A 15,366-nucleotide genomic window follows, 5' to 3' on the forward strand; every position below is an offset into this window, starting at 1 on the left:
GTCCCTCCACGGGATCGATCGCGCTGCGAATCGGTCCGACGTTGCCGACGGCGCGTCGGTTCCCGACCGGTGGGTCCACACGGTTGCGGCGGGTGAGTCTCCTCGCCCGCCGCTCGCGTGTTCCGGTTGATCCAGGCCCCCCTCGATCTCCCGAGCCGACCGGTCCGAGCCCCCTCGACCGGCCGTGGATGACGGTGCCCCCACCCCATCCATCCCTTGAATCGCTGCGCGTAGGGGTGTCGTTACACGGATCCGGAAGATTCGTAAGAATTGCGCAAAGGTGTGCGGGAGAACCTTTACCGCACCAACCCGAATGTGCGGATCAGGAGAGCGCGGCCCACGCCTGATGCGCGGCGCCGAGCAGCCCGGCGTTGTCCAGCTGGGCCGGTTCCACGGTGAGGTCCGCGACGAACGGCAGCTGCGCGAGCCGCTTCACCCACGCCTGCACCGGGTCGAACAGCACCGGTCCGGCCTTCGCGACGCCGCCGCCGATGACGACCGTGGTCAGATCCACGGTCACGGCCGTCGCGACGATCCCCGCGGCCAGCGCCTGCGCGCCGTCGTCGAACGCGGCCAGCGCGAGCTCGTCCCCGGCCGCGGCATCGGCGGCCAGTACTTCGGCGTCCACGTCCTCGTCGGTCCGCCAGCCGCCGCGCTGCGCGCGAGTCACCATCCGCGGACCGCTCGCGTACGCCTCGACGCAGCCGTACGACCCGCACGCGCAGGCCTCGCCGTCCTGGTCGACCACCACGTGACCGATGTGCGCCGCGTTGCCGGACTGGCCGATCAGCGGCTTGCCGTCGACGACCAGCCCACCGCCGACACCGGTCGAGACCACGATGCCGAGCAGGGTCTTCGCGTCCCGCCCCGCGCCGCTCCAGTACTCACCGAGCGCGAAGCAGTGCCCGTCCATGCCGAGCGTCACCGGTACGTCGCCGGTGAGCGCGCGGACCCGGTCGACGAGCGGGAAGTTGCGCCAGCCGGGGATGTTCACCGGGGAGACCAGACCGTGCTGCTGGTCGAGCGGGCCGGCCGAGCCGACGCCGACCGCGAGCGGGGTCGCGTCGCCGCGGACACGGTCGATCAGCTCACCGAGCGCGGCGAACACCTGGTCGGCGCCGCCGGACGGGGTCCGGATCCGGTCGCCGGTGAGAATCGTGCCGTCGGCGGACACCAAAGCGGCGGCCATCTTCGTGCCGCCGATGTCGATGCCCAGCACGGATTCCCGCGCCACCAATGTGTCGTCCCCAGTGTCGTCGCTCATCGTCCCCCCGGTCAGGGCGGTCAGGTCGAGAGACAACGTTATCTGCCGTCGGCCCGAACAGACAGGGGTAAAAGGTGGTAATCATGGAAAACCCGCAGGGTGGCGGCAGTTAACTGCCATGACAACCCCTGACAACGATGCCCCTCGGGGCGCCGACAGGCCCCTACTGGCGCCGGCTGCCGCGACTGCGAGAGGGTTGGGGAATGAGTGCTCAACTGGATCGGGACGCGGCCGGCGCACTGGTCGTCGGCTTCACCGGAACAACGGCCCCCGACGACCTGCGGCGCGCGGTGGCCGGCGGCCTCGGCGCGGTCATCCTGTTCACCCGGAACGTCGCGGACGCCGAGCAGGTGGCGGCCTTGACCGCCGTACTGCGGTCCGAGCGGCCCGACCTGATCGTCGCGATCGACCACGAGGGCGGCGAGTTCAGCCACCTCGCGCCGGCGAACCCGTGGCCGCTGGCGTCCCCGCGGCTGCTCGGCGACCTGGACGACACCGAACTGACCCGCGCCGCGGCCCGGGACGCGGCCGCGACCCTGGCGTTGCTCGGTATCGACCTGATGCTCGCGCCGTCGGTCGACGTGAACAGCAACCCGGCGAACCCGATCATCTCGACCCGCTCGTTCGGGCGTACGGCGGAGGTCGTGTCGCGGCACGGGGTCGCGTTCGTCGAGGGCGTCCACGACGCGGGGATCGCCGCCTGCCCGAAGCACTTCCCGGGGCACGGCGACGTCGCCGTCGACTCGCACACCGACCTGCCGCGGGTGGACCGTTCGGTGGAAGAGGTGCAGGCGGTCGAGCTGGCGCCGTTCCGGGCGACCATCGCGGCCGGGGCCGATGTCGTGATGAGCGCGCACATCATCTTCTCGGCGTACGACGACCAGCCGGCCACACTGTCGCACCGGGTGCTGACCGGGTTGCTGCGGGAGGAGCTCGGGTTCACTGGGGTGATCACGACCGACGCGCTCGAGATGCAGGCGATCACGAAGAACCGCTCGATCGAGGACGCCGCGGTCGCGTCGATCGGTGCGGGCGCGGACCTGGCGATGATCGCGGTCGGTACGGCGGACCCGCACGCGCTGACTGCTCGCGTGGTCGAGGCTGTGCGGAGCGGTGAGCTGCCGGCGGAGCGGGTGGCTGACGCGGCCGCGCGGGTTCGGGGGCTCGCGGCGTCGCTCGGTCGGCGGAGCCGGCAGTCGGGTCTCGGCGGGGCGCCGATCCGGGAGGTGGCGGCGCGGGTGGTGGCCGGGCAGACGTTCCCGGCGCTCGGCGGGTCGCCGTACGTGGTGGATCTGACGCAGGGGGTGCACCCGGCGTGGAACCCGTACTTGTCGGGGCTTCCGGAGATCTTCACCCGGGTCGCGCCGGGCGCGGACGGCGTGGTGCTGCGGGGCGAGCACCATCTGACCGAGAACGGTGCGCCGCGGGACGACGCGATCGCCCAGGCAGCGAAGGCGGCGCAGGGCCGGCCGCTGGTGATCGCCGTACAGGACGCGGGCCGCACGCCGTGGATGCGCGCCGCCCTCACCCACCTCGTAGACACCCACCCGGACAACGTCTTCGTCCTCTGCACCGGCATCCCCGAAGACCAGTCCCTGGTCCCACCAGGCGTCCCCTCCGCCACCACCTCCGGCCGCAACCTGGTCGTCCTGGAGGCAATCGCCCGCCAACTAACCCGCTAACCGGACCGCGCGACGCCGCGCGGCGGCCCGCTCCGCCTGCGGTCCGATGCGGCCGACGGGGTGGTCCGCCTGCGGCCCGATGGGGCCGACGGGGTGGGCCGCCGCTGGTCCGCGACCGGGGAGGGCGGATCCCCAGGCCATCACAATTGCGGCTGCACCGCCCGCTCAAGCGTGGCCGGGGCGTTCGGGCGGCGATTGTGATGGGCTGGAGATCCGCACCTTCACTGGCGGCAGGTGAGTTCCAGGTCGAGGGCGTGCTGTTCGACGTCGGACCGCGCGACGTCGGACCGCGCGACGTCGGACCGCGCGACGTCGGACCGTGCGGCGGCGGGTGGTGCGACGGCGGGTGGCCGCTGGCTTGGGATCGGGTGGGCGGATCCCCACGCCATCACAAGTGCGGCTGCGCGGTCCGCTCAGGCGGGGCCGGTGGACGCGAGGGCGATTGTGGTGGGCTGGGGATCCGCAGCTTCACGGGCGGCAGGTGAGTTCCAGGTCGAGGGCGTGTTGTTCGACGTAGTTGAGGGCGTGGCGGACGGCGCCTACGGAGACTATGGCGTCGCCGAGGGAGGAGACCGCGACGCGTGGGGGAGTGCTGGTGTAGTCGGTGAGTTGGCGTTCGACATCGGGGAGTAGAGCCGCGGCCGCCTGGGCGACGGCGCCGCCGAGCACGACCAGCTCGGGGTTGAACAGGGTGCCGATCGTCGCCACGACCCGGGCCGTTCGCCCGGCGATGTCCTGAAGGATGCCCTGGGCAACCGTGTCCCCGTCGGCCGCGGCGCCGAACACCTGCTCCGCCGTCACCGCACCGTCGACCGCCAGCGACCGCAACGACGTCCGTACGGCGGCGTCCGCGACCGCCGCCGTCCCGTTCTCCCGGGCGATCCGGGCAATACCGTGGGTGTCGCCAACGCCCTCGATCAGCTTCAGGAACACCATCTCGCCGGCCCCGCCGCGGCTCCCGTGCAGCAACCGCCCGGAGTCCATCAACCCGGACCCGAACCGCTCACCCGCCAGCAGTACGACGAGATCGTCGACGTTCCGCGCCTCACCGCGCCAGTGCTCGCCGAGCGCCGCGAGGTTCGCGTCGTTCTCGAGCAGCACCGGCCAGCCGTGCAGCTCGGTGAGCCGCTGCGCCAACCCGGTGTCGAACCGCCGCCAGAACTCGTCCGCGACCAGGATGTTCCCGTCCCGGTCCACCGGCGCGGCCACCCCCGCACCGGCAGCCAGCACCTGAGCGTCGGACACCTCGGCGGACTCCAGCGCCTCGACCACGGTCTCGTGCACGATCTCGGTCCGCTCGCCGGGCGCCTTCACGCCGGCCGCCGACCGACCGGCCTTCGCGACCGTCTCGCCGCGCAGGTCGGACAGCAGCACGGTCGTCTTCGCCGCGCCGATGTCGATCCCGAGCACGTACCCGGCCCGCCCGTTGAACTCGAACCGCCGCGACGGCCGTCCCACCGACGTCCGCCCCGGGTCGAGCTCGACCACCCAGCCCATCGAGATCAGGTCGTTGCAGACCGCGTGCACGGTCGCCCGGGTGAGACCGGTGGCCTCGATCAGGCCGGTTCCTGTCATCACCCGTGCGCGGTTCAGCACGCCGAGTACCTTGCCCGCGTTCACCCGCCGAAGCATCGTCGGCGTCGCCGTGGGCGGGGTAGCCGGTGGTTTCGCCATGAAAGCCCCTTGACCTCGTCGTCCTACCGACCGCAGAATACATGCAGATTCTAAATTTAGAGCCTATATATAAACCCCGGGTTACCGGCAGATTTCCGAGTGAGGCGATCGTGACGAGTCCGCAGACCGATCCCGACTGGTGGCGGCAGGCCGTCGTGTACCAGATCTATCCGCGCAGCTTCGCCGACTCCGACGGCGACGGCGTCGGGGACCTGCCCGGCATCATCAGTCGAGTCCCGTACCTGGTGGCGCTGGGCATCGACGCGGTCTGGCTGAGCCCGTTCTACCCGTCCGCGCTGGCCGACGGCGGGTACGACGTGGACGACTACCGCAACGTCGACCCGCGGCTCGGCACGCTGTCCGACTTCGACCAGCTGGTCGAGGCGCTGCACGCCGAGGGCATCAAGCTGATCGTCGACATCGTCCCGAACCACACGTCCGACCGGCACGAGTGGTTCGTCGAGGCACTGGAGGCGGCCAAGGGGCACCCCGCGCGGGACCGGTACATCTTCCGCGACGGTGACGGCGACCAGCCGCCGTCGGACTGGGACTCGGTCTTCGGCGGCTCCGCCTGGGCGCAGACCGACGACGGCCAGTGGTACCTGCACATGTTCGCGGCCGAGCAGCCCGACCTGAACTGGCAGCACCCCGAGGTACGGACGGACTTCCTGGAGACCCTGAAGTTCTGGTCGGACCGAGGTGTCGACGGCTTCCGGGTCGACGTCGCGCACGCGCTGGTGAAGGACCTCAGCGAGCCGTTCCCGGCGAAGGCCACGCTGCCCAGGCAGTCGGAGTCCAACGGCAAGCACCCGCTGTGGGACCAGGACGGCGTACACGAGATCTACCAGGACTGGCGCAAGCTGCTGAACACCTACGATCCGCCGCGGTCCGCGGTCGCCGAGGCGTTCGTGCCGGCCGCTCGCCGGGCCCGGTACGCGAGTGCCGACGGGCTCGGGCAGGCGTTCAACTTCGACCTGCTGCAGGCCGACTTCGAGTACGACAAGTTCCGCCAGGTGATCGAGGAGAACCTCGAGTTCGCCGAGCAGAACGGGTCGTCGTCGACCTGGGTGTTCTCGAACCACGACGTCGTCCGGCACGCCACCCGGTACGGCCTGCCGAAGAACCCGAAGGGCGGCTGGCAGGACGGCAAGGACTGGCTGCTCAGCAACGGCACCGAGCCGACCGTCGACGTCGCGCTCGGCCTGCGCCGGGCCCGGGCCGCGACGATGCTGATGCTCGCGCTGCCCGGTTCGGCGTACCTCTACCAGGGTGAGGAGCTCGGTCTGCAGGAGGTCGGCGAGCTGCCGGCCGCGAACCTGCAGGACCCGGCGTACTTCCGGTCGAAGGGTGCCGAGAAGGGCCGCGACGGCTGCCGGGTGCCGATCCCGTGGACGGTCACCGGGCTGTCGTTCGGGTTCGGTACCGGCGGCTCGCACCTGCTGCAGCCGAAGTGGTTCGGTGCGTACTCCGTCGAGGCGCAGCAGGACGACGTCGAGTCGACGCTCAGCCTGTACCGCAAGGCCCTTGCGGTACGGCGTGGGCTCCGGACCGGCAGCGCGCTGACCTGGGTCGACGGCAACGACGACGTACTGCACTTCGTCCGCTCCGGCGGCTGGCAGTGCGTGACGAACTTCGGCGCCGCACCGGTCGAGCTGCCGGACGCCGCCGTCGTACTGTCCAGCGGCCCGCTCGAGGGCGACAAGCTGCCGAGCGACACCACGGCCTGGCTCATCTAGGCCGTCCAGAACGCGCCCCGGCCGGGCTGTCCCGAGACGGCCCTCCCCCCTGTGTGGCCGGGGCGTTCCCGCCGGTGCGGGTGGTGTGGCGGATGCGGCGGGGCGGTCGCACCCCACGCCGTCGCCGGTACCGGCGGACATGGTCGTGGCGGGGGCACCGGGCGGTTGCCCCCGTCACGATCCATGGAATGTCAGGATAAGCGCGTGACGACGCTAGCGGACGTGCTCGCAGTACTGGATCGGCTCTACGACCCCGCCTGGGCGGAGGACTGGGACGCCGTCGGCCTGGTCACCGGCGACCCCGGGCAGGAGGTACGGCGGATCCTGTTCGCGGTCGATCCGATGCGGGCCGTGGTCGACGAGGCGATCGACGGCGGGTTCGACCTGCTCGTCACGCACCACCCGCTGTTGCTGCGCGGAGTGAACAGCGTCGCCGCGACGACACCCAAGGGCCGGGTGATCACCGACCTGATTCGCGCAGGTGTCGCCTTACAGGTCTGTCATACGAACGCCGACAACGCGAACCCGGGTGTGAGCGACGCGCTCGCCGCCGCGATCGGGCTGCGCGACACCCGCCCGTTGAAGGCGATGCCGGCCGAGCCGATGGACAAGGTCGTGGTCGGCGTCCCGGTCGCGGAGACCCAGGCGATGCTGGACGCACTGGCGAAGGCCGGTGCGGGCCGGATCGGCAACTACGAGCGCGCCGCGTGGAGCGTGACCGGCGAAGGGACGTTCCGGCCGCTGGCGGGCGCGAACCCGACGATCGGGACCGTCGGGGACGTCGAGGTCGTCGCCGAGGACCGGATCGAGATGATCCTCCCGCGCGGCCGGCGCCGCGCGGTCCGCGAGGCACTGATCGCGGCCCATTCCTACGAGGAGCCGGCGTACGACTTCTACGAGCTGGCCGAGCTGCCGAGCGAGCGTGGCGGCGGGCGGGTCGGCGTACTGGAAGCTCCGTTGCCGCTCGCGGACTTCGCGCGGCTGGTCGCGGAGAGCCTGCCGCGGACCGAGCACGGCGTCCGGGTTTCCGGCGACCTGGACCGGACGATCGAGACCGTCGCGGTGGTCGGGGGAGCGGGCGACTCGGAGTTCGCCCGGGTCCGCGCGGCCGGCGTCGACGCGTACCTGACCGCCGACCTCCGGCACCACCCCGCGACCGAGGCGCAGGCGTACGGCGACCCCGCACTCGTCGACGTCGCGCACTGGGCCAGCGAGTGGCCGTGGCTGGCGGACGCCGAACGCCTCCTGCTCGAAGGCCTCGCGGCCCGAGGCAGTACCGTGGACACTCACATCTCAACACTCTGCACGGACGCATGGACGCTGCGGATCTGAGTACGCCGACGATCTAAGGAGCCGACTCTGAACGCCGAGCCCGCCGTCCAACGCCGGCTGCTGGACCTGCAGGATCTCGACCTGCAGCTCGACCAGGTCGCGCACAAGCGCGCGTCGCTGCCGGAGCACCAGGCGCTCAAGGACCTGACCGCCGAGAAGTCCGTCGTCGACCGCGAGCTGGTCACCGCGGACACCGAGGTCAGCGACCTGCAGCGCGAGCAGAAGAAGGCCGACAGCGATGTCGAGCAGGTTCGTCAGCGCCGTGCGCGGAACCAGCAGCGGCTCGACTCCGGCCAGGTCACCTCGCCGCGCGACCTGGAGAACCTGCAGCACGAGATCGGTTCGCTGGACCGGCGGATCTCGGACCTGGAGGACTCCGAGCTCGAGGTGATGGAGAAGCTCGAGGCCGCCGAGGTCGTGCAGACCGATCTGCGCACCCGGGCGGAGGCGTTCGCCGGGCGGCAGTCCGAGCTCGAGACGTCCCGCGACGCCGCGATCAAGGAGCTGGACGAGCAGCGCGCCGGGGTCGCCGACCAGCGCGCCGTCGTCGTGGCCGAGCTGCCGGAAGGCCTTGTTTCGCAATACCAGCGGCTGCGTGAGCACAACGGCGGCATCGGCGCCGCGCCGCTGGTCGGCAAGCGCTGCATGGGGTGCCGGATGGAGCTCGCCCCGTCCGACCTGAACGCGATCAAGGCCGCCGCTCCCGACGCCGTACTACGGTGCGAGGAGTGCGGCCGCATCCTCGTCAGAACGGCGGACAGCGCGGTATGACCTATGACCACGTCATCGTCGAGGCGGACGGTGGATCGCGGGGGAATCCGGGGCCGGCGTCGTACGGCGCGCTCGTCCGGGACCCGGTGACCGGGAAGGTCATCGCCCAGCAGGGGAAGACGATCGGGATCGCGACCAACAACGTCGCGGAGTACTCCGGGCTGATCGCGGGCCTCGAGCTCGCTGCGGAGTACGCGCCGAACGCGTCGATCGAAGTACGGATGGACTCGAAGCTGGTCGTCGAGCAGATGGCCGGCCGGTGGAAGATCAAGCACCCGGACCTGCAGCCGCTGGCGATCAAGGCACAGGGGCTGGCGCCGTTCGGGACCGAGTGGACGTGGGTGCCGCGGGCGAAGAACGCGGCCGCGGACGCGCTCGCGAACAACGCGCTCGACGGTGTGCCGATCCCGCTGCGGCCCGCTGATGCACCGGTCGCGGCCGCGAAGCCCGCCGCGCAGCCTTCCGATCTGGGGAAGGCGTTGCGCGGTTGGGGCACGCAAGCGGAGCCGCCGACCCGGTTGATCTTCCTGCGGCACGGCGAGACGCCGCACACCGCGGAGAAGCGGTTCTCCGGTTCCGGCGGTGACGACCCGGCACTGAGCGAGAACGGACAGGCGCAGGCGGCAGCGGCGGCGGCGTACCTGGCGCGGCTCGGTGGGATCGACGCGATCGTGACGTCGCCGATGCGACGGGCGCGGGAGACGGCCGCCGCGGTCGGCGCGGAGCTCGGTCTCGACGTCGTCGTGGACGAGGGCTGGGTCGAGTGCTCGTTCGGTGACTGGGATGGGCACACGTTCGCCGAGGTCCAGGAGAAGTGGCCGGACGCGTTGAACGCGTGGCTGGAGTCGACGACGGTGGCGCCGCCCGGTGGCGAGTCGTTCGACGCGTGCGCCCGGCGGGCCCGCTCGGCTCGCGACGGCCTGCTCGCGCGGTACCCCGGCAAGACGGTGCTCGTGGTCACCCACGTGACCCCGATCAAGCTGATGGTCCGCTCGGTGCTGCAGGCCCCGATGGCCTCCATCTTCCGGATGGAACTCCGCCCCGCAACCATCACCGAGGCCCACTGGTACGCCGATGGCCTGGCGTCGCTCCGCTCCTTCAACGTGGTGCCGCCGCTAGTCTGACCCCATGCCGCTGCAGAGGGTTCGTTTCGCCGAGGACGTGCCGGAGGTTTTCCGGGCTTCGTTGCAGGACATCCGCCGGGAGCAGGAGGTACCGGCGGAGTTCCCGCCGGAGGTGACGGCGGCCGCGGTGCGGGCGGCCGCGAACGCCGTACTGCCGGAGCTGGACCGGACCGACCTCGAGTTCGTCACGATCGACCCGCCGGACTCGATGGACCTCGACCAGGCGCTGCACATCGAGCGCGCGGGCGACGGCTTCACGGTGTACTACGCGATCGCGGACGTCGCGGCGTACGTGCGGGCCGGCGACCCGATCGACACCGAGGCGCGGCGCCGGGGCGAGACCCTGTACGCGCCGGACAAGCGCACCCCGCTGCATCCGCCGGAGCTTTCCGAGGGCGCGGCGTCGCTGCTGCCCGACCAGGTCCGTCCGGCGCTGCTGTGGACGGTCACGCTCGACGCGGCCGGCGAGATCACCGGCGTCACCTGCGAGCGGGCCTTGGTGAAGTCGCGCGCGAAGCTCAACTACGCCGGCGTACAGCAGGACCTGGACGCGGGTACGGCGTCGGAGTCGCTGCAGCTGCTCCGCGAGGTCGGGAAGCTGCGCGAGCAGTGCGAACTCGACCGCGGCGGCGTCAACCTGCCGATCCCGGACCAGGAAGTCGTCACGTCCGACGGCGGCTGGGGCCTCCAGTTCCGCGCACCGCTGCCGGTCGAGGGCTGGAACGCGCAGATCTCGCTGCTCACTGGAATGGCCGCCGCGCAGCTGATGATGAAGGGCAAGATCGGCATCCTGCGCACGCTGCCCGAGTCGCACGACGACCTGCGCCGCAAGCTCGGCAACACCGCGAAGGCCCTCGGGATCGACTGGCCGGCCGACGTGTCGTACGCCGCGTTCATCCACGGCCTCGACCCGGCGACACCGGCGCACGCCGCGATGCTGGCCGCGTGCACCGTGCTGTTCCGCGGCGCCGGGTACACGGCGTTCGCCGGCAGCGTTCCGGACAAGCCGCAGCACGCCGCGATGAAGGCGGAGTACGCACACGTCACCGCGCCGCTGCGCCGGCTGGTGGACCGGTGGACCGGCGAGATCTGCGTCGCGCTCTCGGCCGGTACCGCCGTACCGGAATGGGTCCGGGAGTCGATGGACGAGATCCCGAAGATCATGGACGACGCGGACCGTCGCGCGCACGCGTACGAGCGGTCGATCGTCAGCATGGTCGAGGCCGGCCTGGTCGCGGACCGGCTCGGCGCGACGTTCGACGGCGTGATCACCGACGTCGACGAGAAGTCCCCGAACCGTGGCATCGTCGTGCTGACCGACCCCGCCGTCGAGGGCCGCGTCACCGGTACGGCGCTCCCGCTCGGCCAGCAGGTCCGCGTCGAACTCGTCGAGGCCGACATCGCGAAGCGGAACGTCGCGTTTGAACTGCGCTAGCTGAGACACTCGCGGGTATGCACTACGACGAGTTCTTCGCGCAGTACAAGCGCGCCTACGAGCTCTGGACCTTCGGGCGGCTGGACGTCGACGGCGCGCTCGCCGAGCTGGAGCGGCTGCGCCCGATCGCGCACGCGGTCGAGCCGGCGGACCGGCGTGCGACCGCGGACTGCCTGCTGGCCCAGTGGGCGAACGAGACCTCGCCCGCGGCCGAGGACCGGATGGCCCGCGCGACAACCGCCCTGACCCGGGCAAGCGCGGACGGTGGAACGGCCGCCGAACGGAAGGCCCGGGCCGAAGCGGGCATCGCCGAGATCACCGCCATCGCGAACGAGACCACCGACGTGGCCGAGCGCTACGCCGTCCTCGGCCTGAACGAAACCCTCGCCAAGCTCGTCGACGCCCTGGATCGCGAAGGCCTGCGATGACCGGGCCGGGCGTCCGGAGCTTCGACAAGCTCATGGACCGCCAGGCCGACGCGGCCCTCGCGCTGTCCGGCGCCCATCACTCGTCCTGGAAACGTGGTCAGCTCGGTCAGACCGGCAGATGAACTGCGGGCTGTCCTACGGCAAGTGGCCGGTCGCTGTCGAGCACCTGTACCAGAGCTCGAACCTGCCCGAGCTGGTCCCGCCCGGCGAGGTCCGCCAGGTCCAGCGGGAGCTGAACCGAGCGATGCGGGCGCCGTTCCACTCGCTGACCGAGCTGGAAACGGTCATGCCGGTGGCGGTCAACCCTCAGCAGCCGAAGGGCGCGACCCGCGAACCGCATCAGTCGGACAGGTAGTCCTCGACCGCGGCAGTGGTTCGTTCGAGGTCGCCGGTGGCGAGAAGGTCGATCAGGGCGCCGCGGAGGACGGCCAGGACGGCGGTACGTCGTGCCTCGGTCTGGCTGGGATCGCTGGCCTTGAGGAGCTCGAGCCAGTCGTCGACCGTGGAGCGGGCGAACTCCGACCACGGGCCGTCAGGTGCGACCAGGGAGCGGCCGTAGGCCTCGACCCAGAAGGTCATCAGCGGGCGGCGTTCCGGCGCGGCCAGCCAGGTCCAGAGTTCGCGGGCGACGACGGTCAGGCCGGGCGGGTCGTCGTACCGCTGCTCGGTCTGGTGGAGGAGCTCGAGCTGGTCGGCGCGGCCGCGGGCGAGGAGTGCGCGGATCAGGCCGTCCTTGCTGCCGAACAGGAAGAGCAGCACCCGCGGGCTGGAGCCGATCGCGCTCGCCAGCGGGCGCAGCGACAGATCCGCGAGCCCGTGAGTGAGCGAGTACGAGTACGCGCGCTCTAGCAGTTCTTGCTGTCGCGCTGAGGGAGCTTCCGTTGTGGTCGGCACGGGTCTAGTATTGCTCACTGAAACAGTCGTGTCATTAGATCGGGTAGGTTGATGACGAAACTGATCAGGAAGCTGGGGCAGCCTGGAGACCTCGGCTGGGTGGTGCAGGCCCATGCGGAGATCTATGCGCGGGAGTACGGCTGGGCGGCGGCGTACGAGACGCTGATCGCGCAGATCGTGGCGCAGTACGCCGCCGACCACGACGATGAGCGCGAGGCCGCGTGGATCGCCGAGGTGGACGGGGAACGCGCCGGGAGCATCTTCTGCGTCCGCGGACCGGACGAGACGACGGCACAGCTCCGGCTGCTGCTGGTGACGCCGGCGGCGCGCGGGCTGAAGCTCGGCGCGGAGCTGGTGGACACGTGCCTGGAGTTCGCGCGGTCGGCGGGGTACAAGCGGATGGTGCTGTGGACGAACGATCCGCTGGTCGCGGCGCGGCACATCTACCTCGCTCGGGGCTTCCGGCTGGTGAGTTCCGAAGTACACGAGATGTGGGGCGACCGGCTGACCGGGCAGACCTACGAGCTTGATCTCTAGGGCGTGGCTCCCGCCCTAGCTCTTGCAGACCGGTGCGCCCGGGACGGCGGTCTTGTAGATCACGTGGGAGAGGAAGGTGTTGAGGTAGCCGCTCGTGACGGTCAGGGCGTGCCGCGGGTCGGCGCTGCCGAGCGGGAGGAACCGGCGGAGCGGGTAGGCCAGGTAGTACACACCGTAGTCGGTGAAGTTGAAGTGCCGGGTGCCGGGAACGGTGGCGCACCACGACGTACCGGTGCTTGCCTTCAGCAACGAGAGGGCGCGGTTCCGGTCGTTGTCGTTCTTGGCGTCCGGGCCGCAGACGCTGGTGATGCAGGAGTCGTCGGCGCCGAGCAGCAGCATCGGCGCCTTCACGCCCTTCTGCACGACGTCCCCGAACTGGTAGCCGTCCAGGTCGACGGCGGCGGCGCAGCGCTGGTCCAGCCGGCAGGCCTCCAGTGAGGCGGCGCCGCCGAACGAGTGCCCGACGTACGCCGGACCGACCGCGGGCTCGACCGAGTTCGCCAGCGTCTTCGCGACCATGCCGGCCGCGAACCGGGCGTCGGCGGCCCAGATCCCGACGAGGTGGTCGCCGGCCTGCTGCGCGCCTTCGTTGTTGTCGCCGAGGTTCGGCGGGTTCGCGTCGGGTTTGCTGGTCACCGGCTCGCCGCCGAGGACGGTCAGGGTCGCGCTGTACGTCGGTGTGACGCCGGCGACCAGGTACCCGTGACTGGCGAGGTCCTCGGCGAGCGCCGCGTACATCGGCGCCGACAGGCCCATCCCCGGCATCAGTACGACAACCGGGAACTTGCCCGGCGCGATCGCGACCCGGTCCAGCGCACGGTCCTGCAGGGTGTCGAACGGTCCCTGGAAGACCGAGACCGGAGCCTTGAGGTGCATCCCGCTCCACTGGTCCGGTGCGTACGCCACGTGCTGCCCGGTCGTCCCCTTCGCCACCGGATACCAGACCCACACCGCCAACCGCCGCGGCCCGTCCGCGAACGGATCCCGCCGCGCACTGTCGGTCCACTCGTACGTCCGCCGCCCGACCTGGAACGTGCCCGTCGGCTCCGGCAACGACACCGGCTCGGACCGCTGCACCAGCACCCAGCCGACGTACCCGGCCCCACCCAGCAGCACGAACAGCAGCAGGATCACGACCCCAGTACGCACCCGCCTCCGCATACTCCAACCTTCTCATCTGCGACGGGTCCACGAACCGTCGGCGCGCAGGTCAGTGGTGCAGCCCCTGCGCCCCGGCAACGGCGAAGATCCTCGCCCTACCGGTGGGGGAGACCGCATGCGCACTCTCCGGCCCGATCGAGCCGCCACCGAGCACCACCACAGCACCAACCTTCCCGACCACCCACCCGTCCGCATCGAGGACCGCGAACGACGCGCCGTACGCGACCACGGTGCAGCCCGGCGGCCAGGCAACCTCGACGAAGTGGTCGCCCGTCTGTACGCCGATGTAGTTCGAGACCACGGTGAGCGTGCCCTCGAGGCGCGCCGCCAGGTTCTTGGCGGGCCGCTCCTGGAGCGTCAACTGCGGCAGTTCGTGGGTCCGCACGTTCTGATCGTACGGCGATGTCGAGGTGGGGGAGGTGGTTCCGACGTTCCGGGTGACCTGTTGGGTTCTAGGAGGTTTGTGATGAGTTTGCCGGAGATTGTCGGGCGGGACGAATGGGCCGCGGCGCGGCGGGAGTTGCTGGCCGCGGAGAAGGCGTTCACGAAGGAGCGGGACGCGCTGAACACCCGGCGGCGGGAGTTGCCGATGGTGCTGGTGGATACGCCGTACGTGTTCACCGGTGCGGGCGGGCCGGTCAAGCTGGTGGACCTGTTCGAAGGGCGGCACCAGTTGGTCGTCTACCACATCATGTACCCGCCGGAGTGGGACGCCGCCTGCCCGAACTGCACGGGGTTCGTGGACGACATCGGCTCGCAGCGCGCGCTGAACGAGACCGACACGACGTTCGTACTGATCTCCCGCGGCCCGTACGAGAAACTCGCCGCCTACAAGGCGGACCACGGCTGGGTGCACCCGTGGTACTCCTCGGCCGGGACGACCTTCAACTACGACTACCACGTGACCCTCGATGACGCGGTGGTCCCGTTCGAGTACAACTACCGCTCGAAGGCCGAGTGGGACGACCGCCCGAACGCCGACTTCATCCAGCAGGACCAGCCCTTCGACCTCCACGGCCTCAGCTGCTTCCTCCGCGTCGGCGACGACGTCTACCACACCTACTCGACGTACGGCCGCGGCCCCGACGCGATGACCTTCTCCGTCAACGCCCTAGACATGACCGCCCTAGGCCGCCAAGAACCTTGGGAAAAACCCGCCGGCCGCGCCCTCCCACCCACCACCAACGACCACTGCCACTAGTACGTCCGGACCAGGTTGGGGAGGATTTCACCCGGCGAAATCAGGGGGTCGTCGCAACGTTTCGTAGGTCGTCGATGAGGAGGGTAGCGAAGATTTCGCGGGGGGTGTGGTAGCCGAGGCGTTTGCG

Annotated in this window: 18 protein-coding genes; 11 read left to right on the forward strand and 7 right to left on the reverse strand. The window is 70.8% G+C overall.

What is annotated here, in order from left to right; all coding sequences use genetic code 11:
* Positions 1–322: 322 nt before the first annotated feature.
* A complete protein-coding gene (locus ACFV9C_RS26035) occupies positions 323–1,264 on the reverse strand; it encodes an ROK family protein (protein ID WP_380197572.1) in 942 nt (313 codons plus the stop codon).
* 203 nt (positions 1,265–1,467) lie between these two features.
* Between ACFV9C_RS26035 and nagZ the strand changes: the two genes are divergently transcribed.
* Positions 1,468–2,946: a beta-N-acetylhexosaminidase gene (gene nagZ / locus ACFV9C_RS26040; RefSeq protein ID WP_380197573.1), complete on the forward strand. Its 1,479-nt coding sequence runs from the start codon at positions 1,468–1,470 to the stop codon at positions 2,944–2,946.
* A gap of 221 nt (positions 2,947–3,167) precedes the next feature.
* Here the strand turns inward: nagZ and ACFV9C_RS26045 are convergent, their stop codons facing one another.
* The gene (locus tag ACFV9C_RS26045) at positions 3,168–3,335 is read right to left on the reverse strand and encodes a hypothetical protein (protein WP_380197575.1); all 168 of its coding nucleotides are present in this window, start codon (positions 3,333–3,335) and stop codon (positions 3,168–3,170) included.
* Between the two features lie 79 nt (positions 3,336–3,414).
* Positions 3,415–4,620 carry an ROK family transcriptional regulator gene (locus tag ACFV9C_RS26050; protein ID WP_380197577.1) on the reverse strand — a complete coding sequence of 402 codons (1,206 nt, stop codon included), beginning with the start codon at positions 4,618–4,620 and terminating at the stop codon, positions 3,415–3,417.
* A 110-nt stretch (positions 4,621–4,730) separates the two neighbouring features.
* On the opposite strand from ACFV9C_RS26050, the gene ACFV9C_RS26055 reads away from it, so the two are divergent.
* Positions 4,731–6,356, forward strand: coding sequence for an alpha-amylase family glycosyl hydrolase (locus ACFV9C_RS26055; protein ID WP_380197579.1), 1,626 nt, complete (start codon positions 4,731–4,733; stop codon positions 6,354–6,356).
* Between the two features lie 204 nt (positions 6,357–6,560).
* Complete coding sequence (locus tag ACFV9C_RS26060; RefSeq protein WP_380197581.1) at positions 6,561–7,688, forward strand: Nif3-like dinuclear metal center hexameric protein; 1,128 nt, start codon at positions 6,561–6,563, stop codon at positions 7,686–7,688.
* Here the strand turns inward: ACFV9C_RS26060 and ACFV9C_RS26065 are convergent.
* Positions 7,650–8,021: a hypothetical protein gene (locus ACFV9C_RS26065; protein WP_380197583.1), complete on the reverse strand. Its 372-nt coding sequence runs from the start codon at positions 8,019–8,021 to the stop codon at positions 7,650–7,652. The genes ACFV9C_RS26060 and ACFV9C_RS26065 overlap by 39 nt on opposite strands.
* A 57-nt stretch (positions 8,022–8,078) precedes the next feature.
* On the opposite strand from ACFV9C_RS26065, the gene ACFV9C_RS26070 reads away from it, so the two are divergent.
* Genes ACFV9C_RS26070 through ACFV9C_RS26095 form a run of 6 tightly spaced genes read left to right on the forward strand, consistent with a single transcriptional unit; the run spans position 8,079 to position 11,801 of the window.
* A complete protein-coding gene (locus ACFV9C_RS26070) occupies positions 8,079–8,459 on the forward strand; it encodes a zinc ribbon domain-containing protein (RefSeq protein ID WP_380197585.1) in 381 nt (126 codons plus the stop codon).
* Complete coding sequence (locus ACFV9C_RS26075; protein WP_380197587.1) at positions 8,456–9,583, forward strand: bifunctional RNase H/acid phosphatase; 1,128 nt, start codon at positions 8,456–8,458, stop codon at positions 9,581–9,583. Before ACFV9C_RS26070 ends, ACFV9C_RS26075 begins: the two co-directional genes overlap by 4 nt.
* Positions 9,584–9,587: 4 nt before the next feature.
* On the forward strand, positions 9,588–11,018 hold the full coding sequence (locus ACFV9C_RS26080; RefSeq protein ID WP_380197589.1) for an RNB domain-containing ribonuclease: 1,431 nt from the start codon (positions 9,588–9,590) through the stop codon (positions 11,016–11,018).
* A 17-nt stretch (positions 11,019–11,035) separates the two neighbouring features.
* Positions 11,036–11,446: a hypothetical protein gene (locus tag ACFV9C_RS26085; RefSeq protein WP_380197591.1), complete on the forward strand. Its 411-nt coding sequence runs from the start codon at positions 11,036–11,038 to the stop codon at positions 11,444–11,446.
* Positions 11,443–11,568 carry a hypothetical protein gene (locus ACFV9C_RS26090; protein WP_380197593.1) on the forward strand — a complete coding sequence of 42 codons (126 nt, stop codon included), beginning with the start codon at positions 11,443–11,445 and terminating at the stop codon, positions 11,566–11,568. The genes ACFV9C_RS26085 and ACFV9C_RS26090 overlap by 4 nt, the downstream gene beginning before the upstream one ends.
* Entirely contained in the window at positions 11,565–11,801 is a 237-nt protein-coding gene (locus tag ACFV9C_RS26095) for a hypothetical protein (RefSeq protein WP_380197594.1), read from the forward strand. The genes ACFV9C_RS26090 and ACFV9C_RS26095 overlap by 4 nt, the downstream gene beginning before the upstream one ends.
* On the opposite strand, the gene ACFV9C_RS26100 is transcribed toward ACFV9C_RS26095, so the two are convergent.
* On the reverse strand, positions 11,786–12,340 hold the full coding sequence (locus tag ACFV9C_RS26100; protein ID WP_380197597.1) for a TetR/AcrR family transcriptional regulator: 555 nt from the start codon (positions 12,338–12,340) through the stop codon (positions 11,786–11,788). The genes ACFV9C_RS26095 and ACFV9C_RS26100 overlap by 16 nt on opposite strands.
* Before the next feature lie 51 nt (positions 12,341–12,391).
* Between ACFV9C_RS26100 and ACFV9C_RS26105 the strand changes: the two genes are divergently transcribed.
* On the forward strand, positions 12,392–12,877 hold the full coding sequence (locus tag ACFV9C_RS26105; RefSeq protein WP_380197598.1) for a GNAT family N-acetyltransferase: 486 nt from the start codon (positions 12,392–12,394) through the stop codon (positions 12,875–12,877).
* Positions 12,878–12,892: 15 nt separating this feature from the next.
* Here the strand turns inward: ACFV9C_RS26105 and ACFV9C_RS26110 are convergent, their stop codons facing one another.
* Both ACFV9C_RS26110 and ACFV9C_RS26115 read right to left on the reverse strand, forming a co-directional pair.
* On the reverse strand, positions 12,893–14,038 hold the full coding sequence (locus tag ACFV9C_RS26110) for a hypothetical protein (protein WP_380197601.1): 1,146 nt from the start codon (positions 14,036–14,038) through the stop codon (positions 12,893–12,895).
* 49 nt (positions 14,039–14,087) lie between these two features.
* Positions 14,088–14,423, reverse strand: a complete 336-nt coding sequence (locus ACFV9C_RS26115; protein ID WP_380197603.1) for a hypothetical protein — start codon at positions 14,421–14,423, stop codon at positions 14,088–14,090.
* 81 nt (positions 14,424–14,504) lie between these two features.
* Here ACFV9C_RS26115 and ACFV9C_RS26120 point away from each other — a divergent pair, with 81 nt between their 5' ends.
* On the forward strand, positions 14,505–15,239 hold the full coding sequence (locus ACFV9C_RS26120) for a DUF899 domain-containing protein (RefSeq protein WP_380197605.1): 735 nt from the start codon (positions 14,505–14,507) through the stop codon (positions 15,237–15,239).
* The last annotated feature ends 127 nt before the right edge of the window (positions 15,240–15,366 follow it).

The organism is Kribbella sp. NPDC059898, from assembly GCF_042730855.1.
Lineage (GTDB): Bacteria > Actinomycetota > Actinomycetes > Propionibacteriales > Kribbellaceae > Kribbella.

Bases quoted from the DNA above. Each gene is read 5' to 3' on its own strand.
- ACFV9C_RS26080 (WP_380197589.1), top strand. From the start codon at position 9,588: ATGCCGCTGCAGAGGGTTCGTTTCGCCGAGGACGTGCCGGAGGTTTTC.
- ACFV9C_RS26045 (WP_380197575.1), bottom strand. From the start codon at position 3,335: ATGGCGTGGGGATCCGCCCACCCGATCCCAAGCCAGCGGCCACCCGCC.
- ACFV9C_RS26070 (WP_380197585.1), top strand. From the start codon at position 8,079: ATGGAGAAGCTCGAGGCCGCCGAGGTCGTGCAGACCGATCTGCGCACC.
- ACFV9C_RS26050 (WP_380197577.1), bottom strand. From the start codon at position 4,620: ATGGCGAAACCACCGGCTACCCCGCCCACGGCGACGCCGACGATGCTT.
- ACFV9C_RS26120 (WP_380197605.1), top strand. From the start codon at position 14,505: ATGAGTTTGCCGGAGATTGTCGGGCGGGACGAATGGGCCGCGGCGCGG.
- nagZ (WP_380197573.1), top strand. From the start codon at position 1,468: ATGAGTGCTCAACTGGATCGGGACGCGGCCGGCGCACTGGTCGTCGGC.
- ACFV9C_RS26090 (WP_380197593.1), top strand. From the start codon at position 11,443: ATGACCGGGCCGGGCGTCCGGAGCTTCGACAAGCTCATGGACCGCCAG.
- ACFV9C_RS26105 (WP_380197598.1), top strand. From the start codon at position 12,392: ATGACGAAACTGATCAGGAAGCTGGGGCAGCCTGGAGACCTCGGCTGG.
- ACFV9C_RS26035 (WP_380197572.1), bottom strand. From the start codon at position 1,264: ATGAGCGACGACACTGGGGACGACACATTGGTGGCGCGGGAATCCGTG.
- ACFV9C_RS26110 (WP_380197601.1), bottom strand. From the start codon at position 14,038: ATGCGGAGGCGGGTGCGTACTGGGGTCGTGATCCTGCTGCTGTTCGTG.
- ACFV9C_RS26085 (WP_380197591.1), top strand. From the start codon at position 11,036: ATGCACTACGACGAGTTCTTCGCGCAGTACAAGCGCGCCTACGAGCTC.
- ACFV9C_RS26095 (WP_380197594.1), top strand. From the start codon at position 11,565: ATGAACTGCGGGCTGTCCTACGGCAAGTGGCCGGTCGCTGTCGAGCAC.
- ACFV9C_RS26075 (WP_380197587.1), top strand. From the start codon at position 8,456: ATGACCTATGACCACGTCATCGTCGAGGCGGACGGTGGATCGCGGGGG.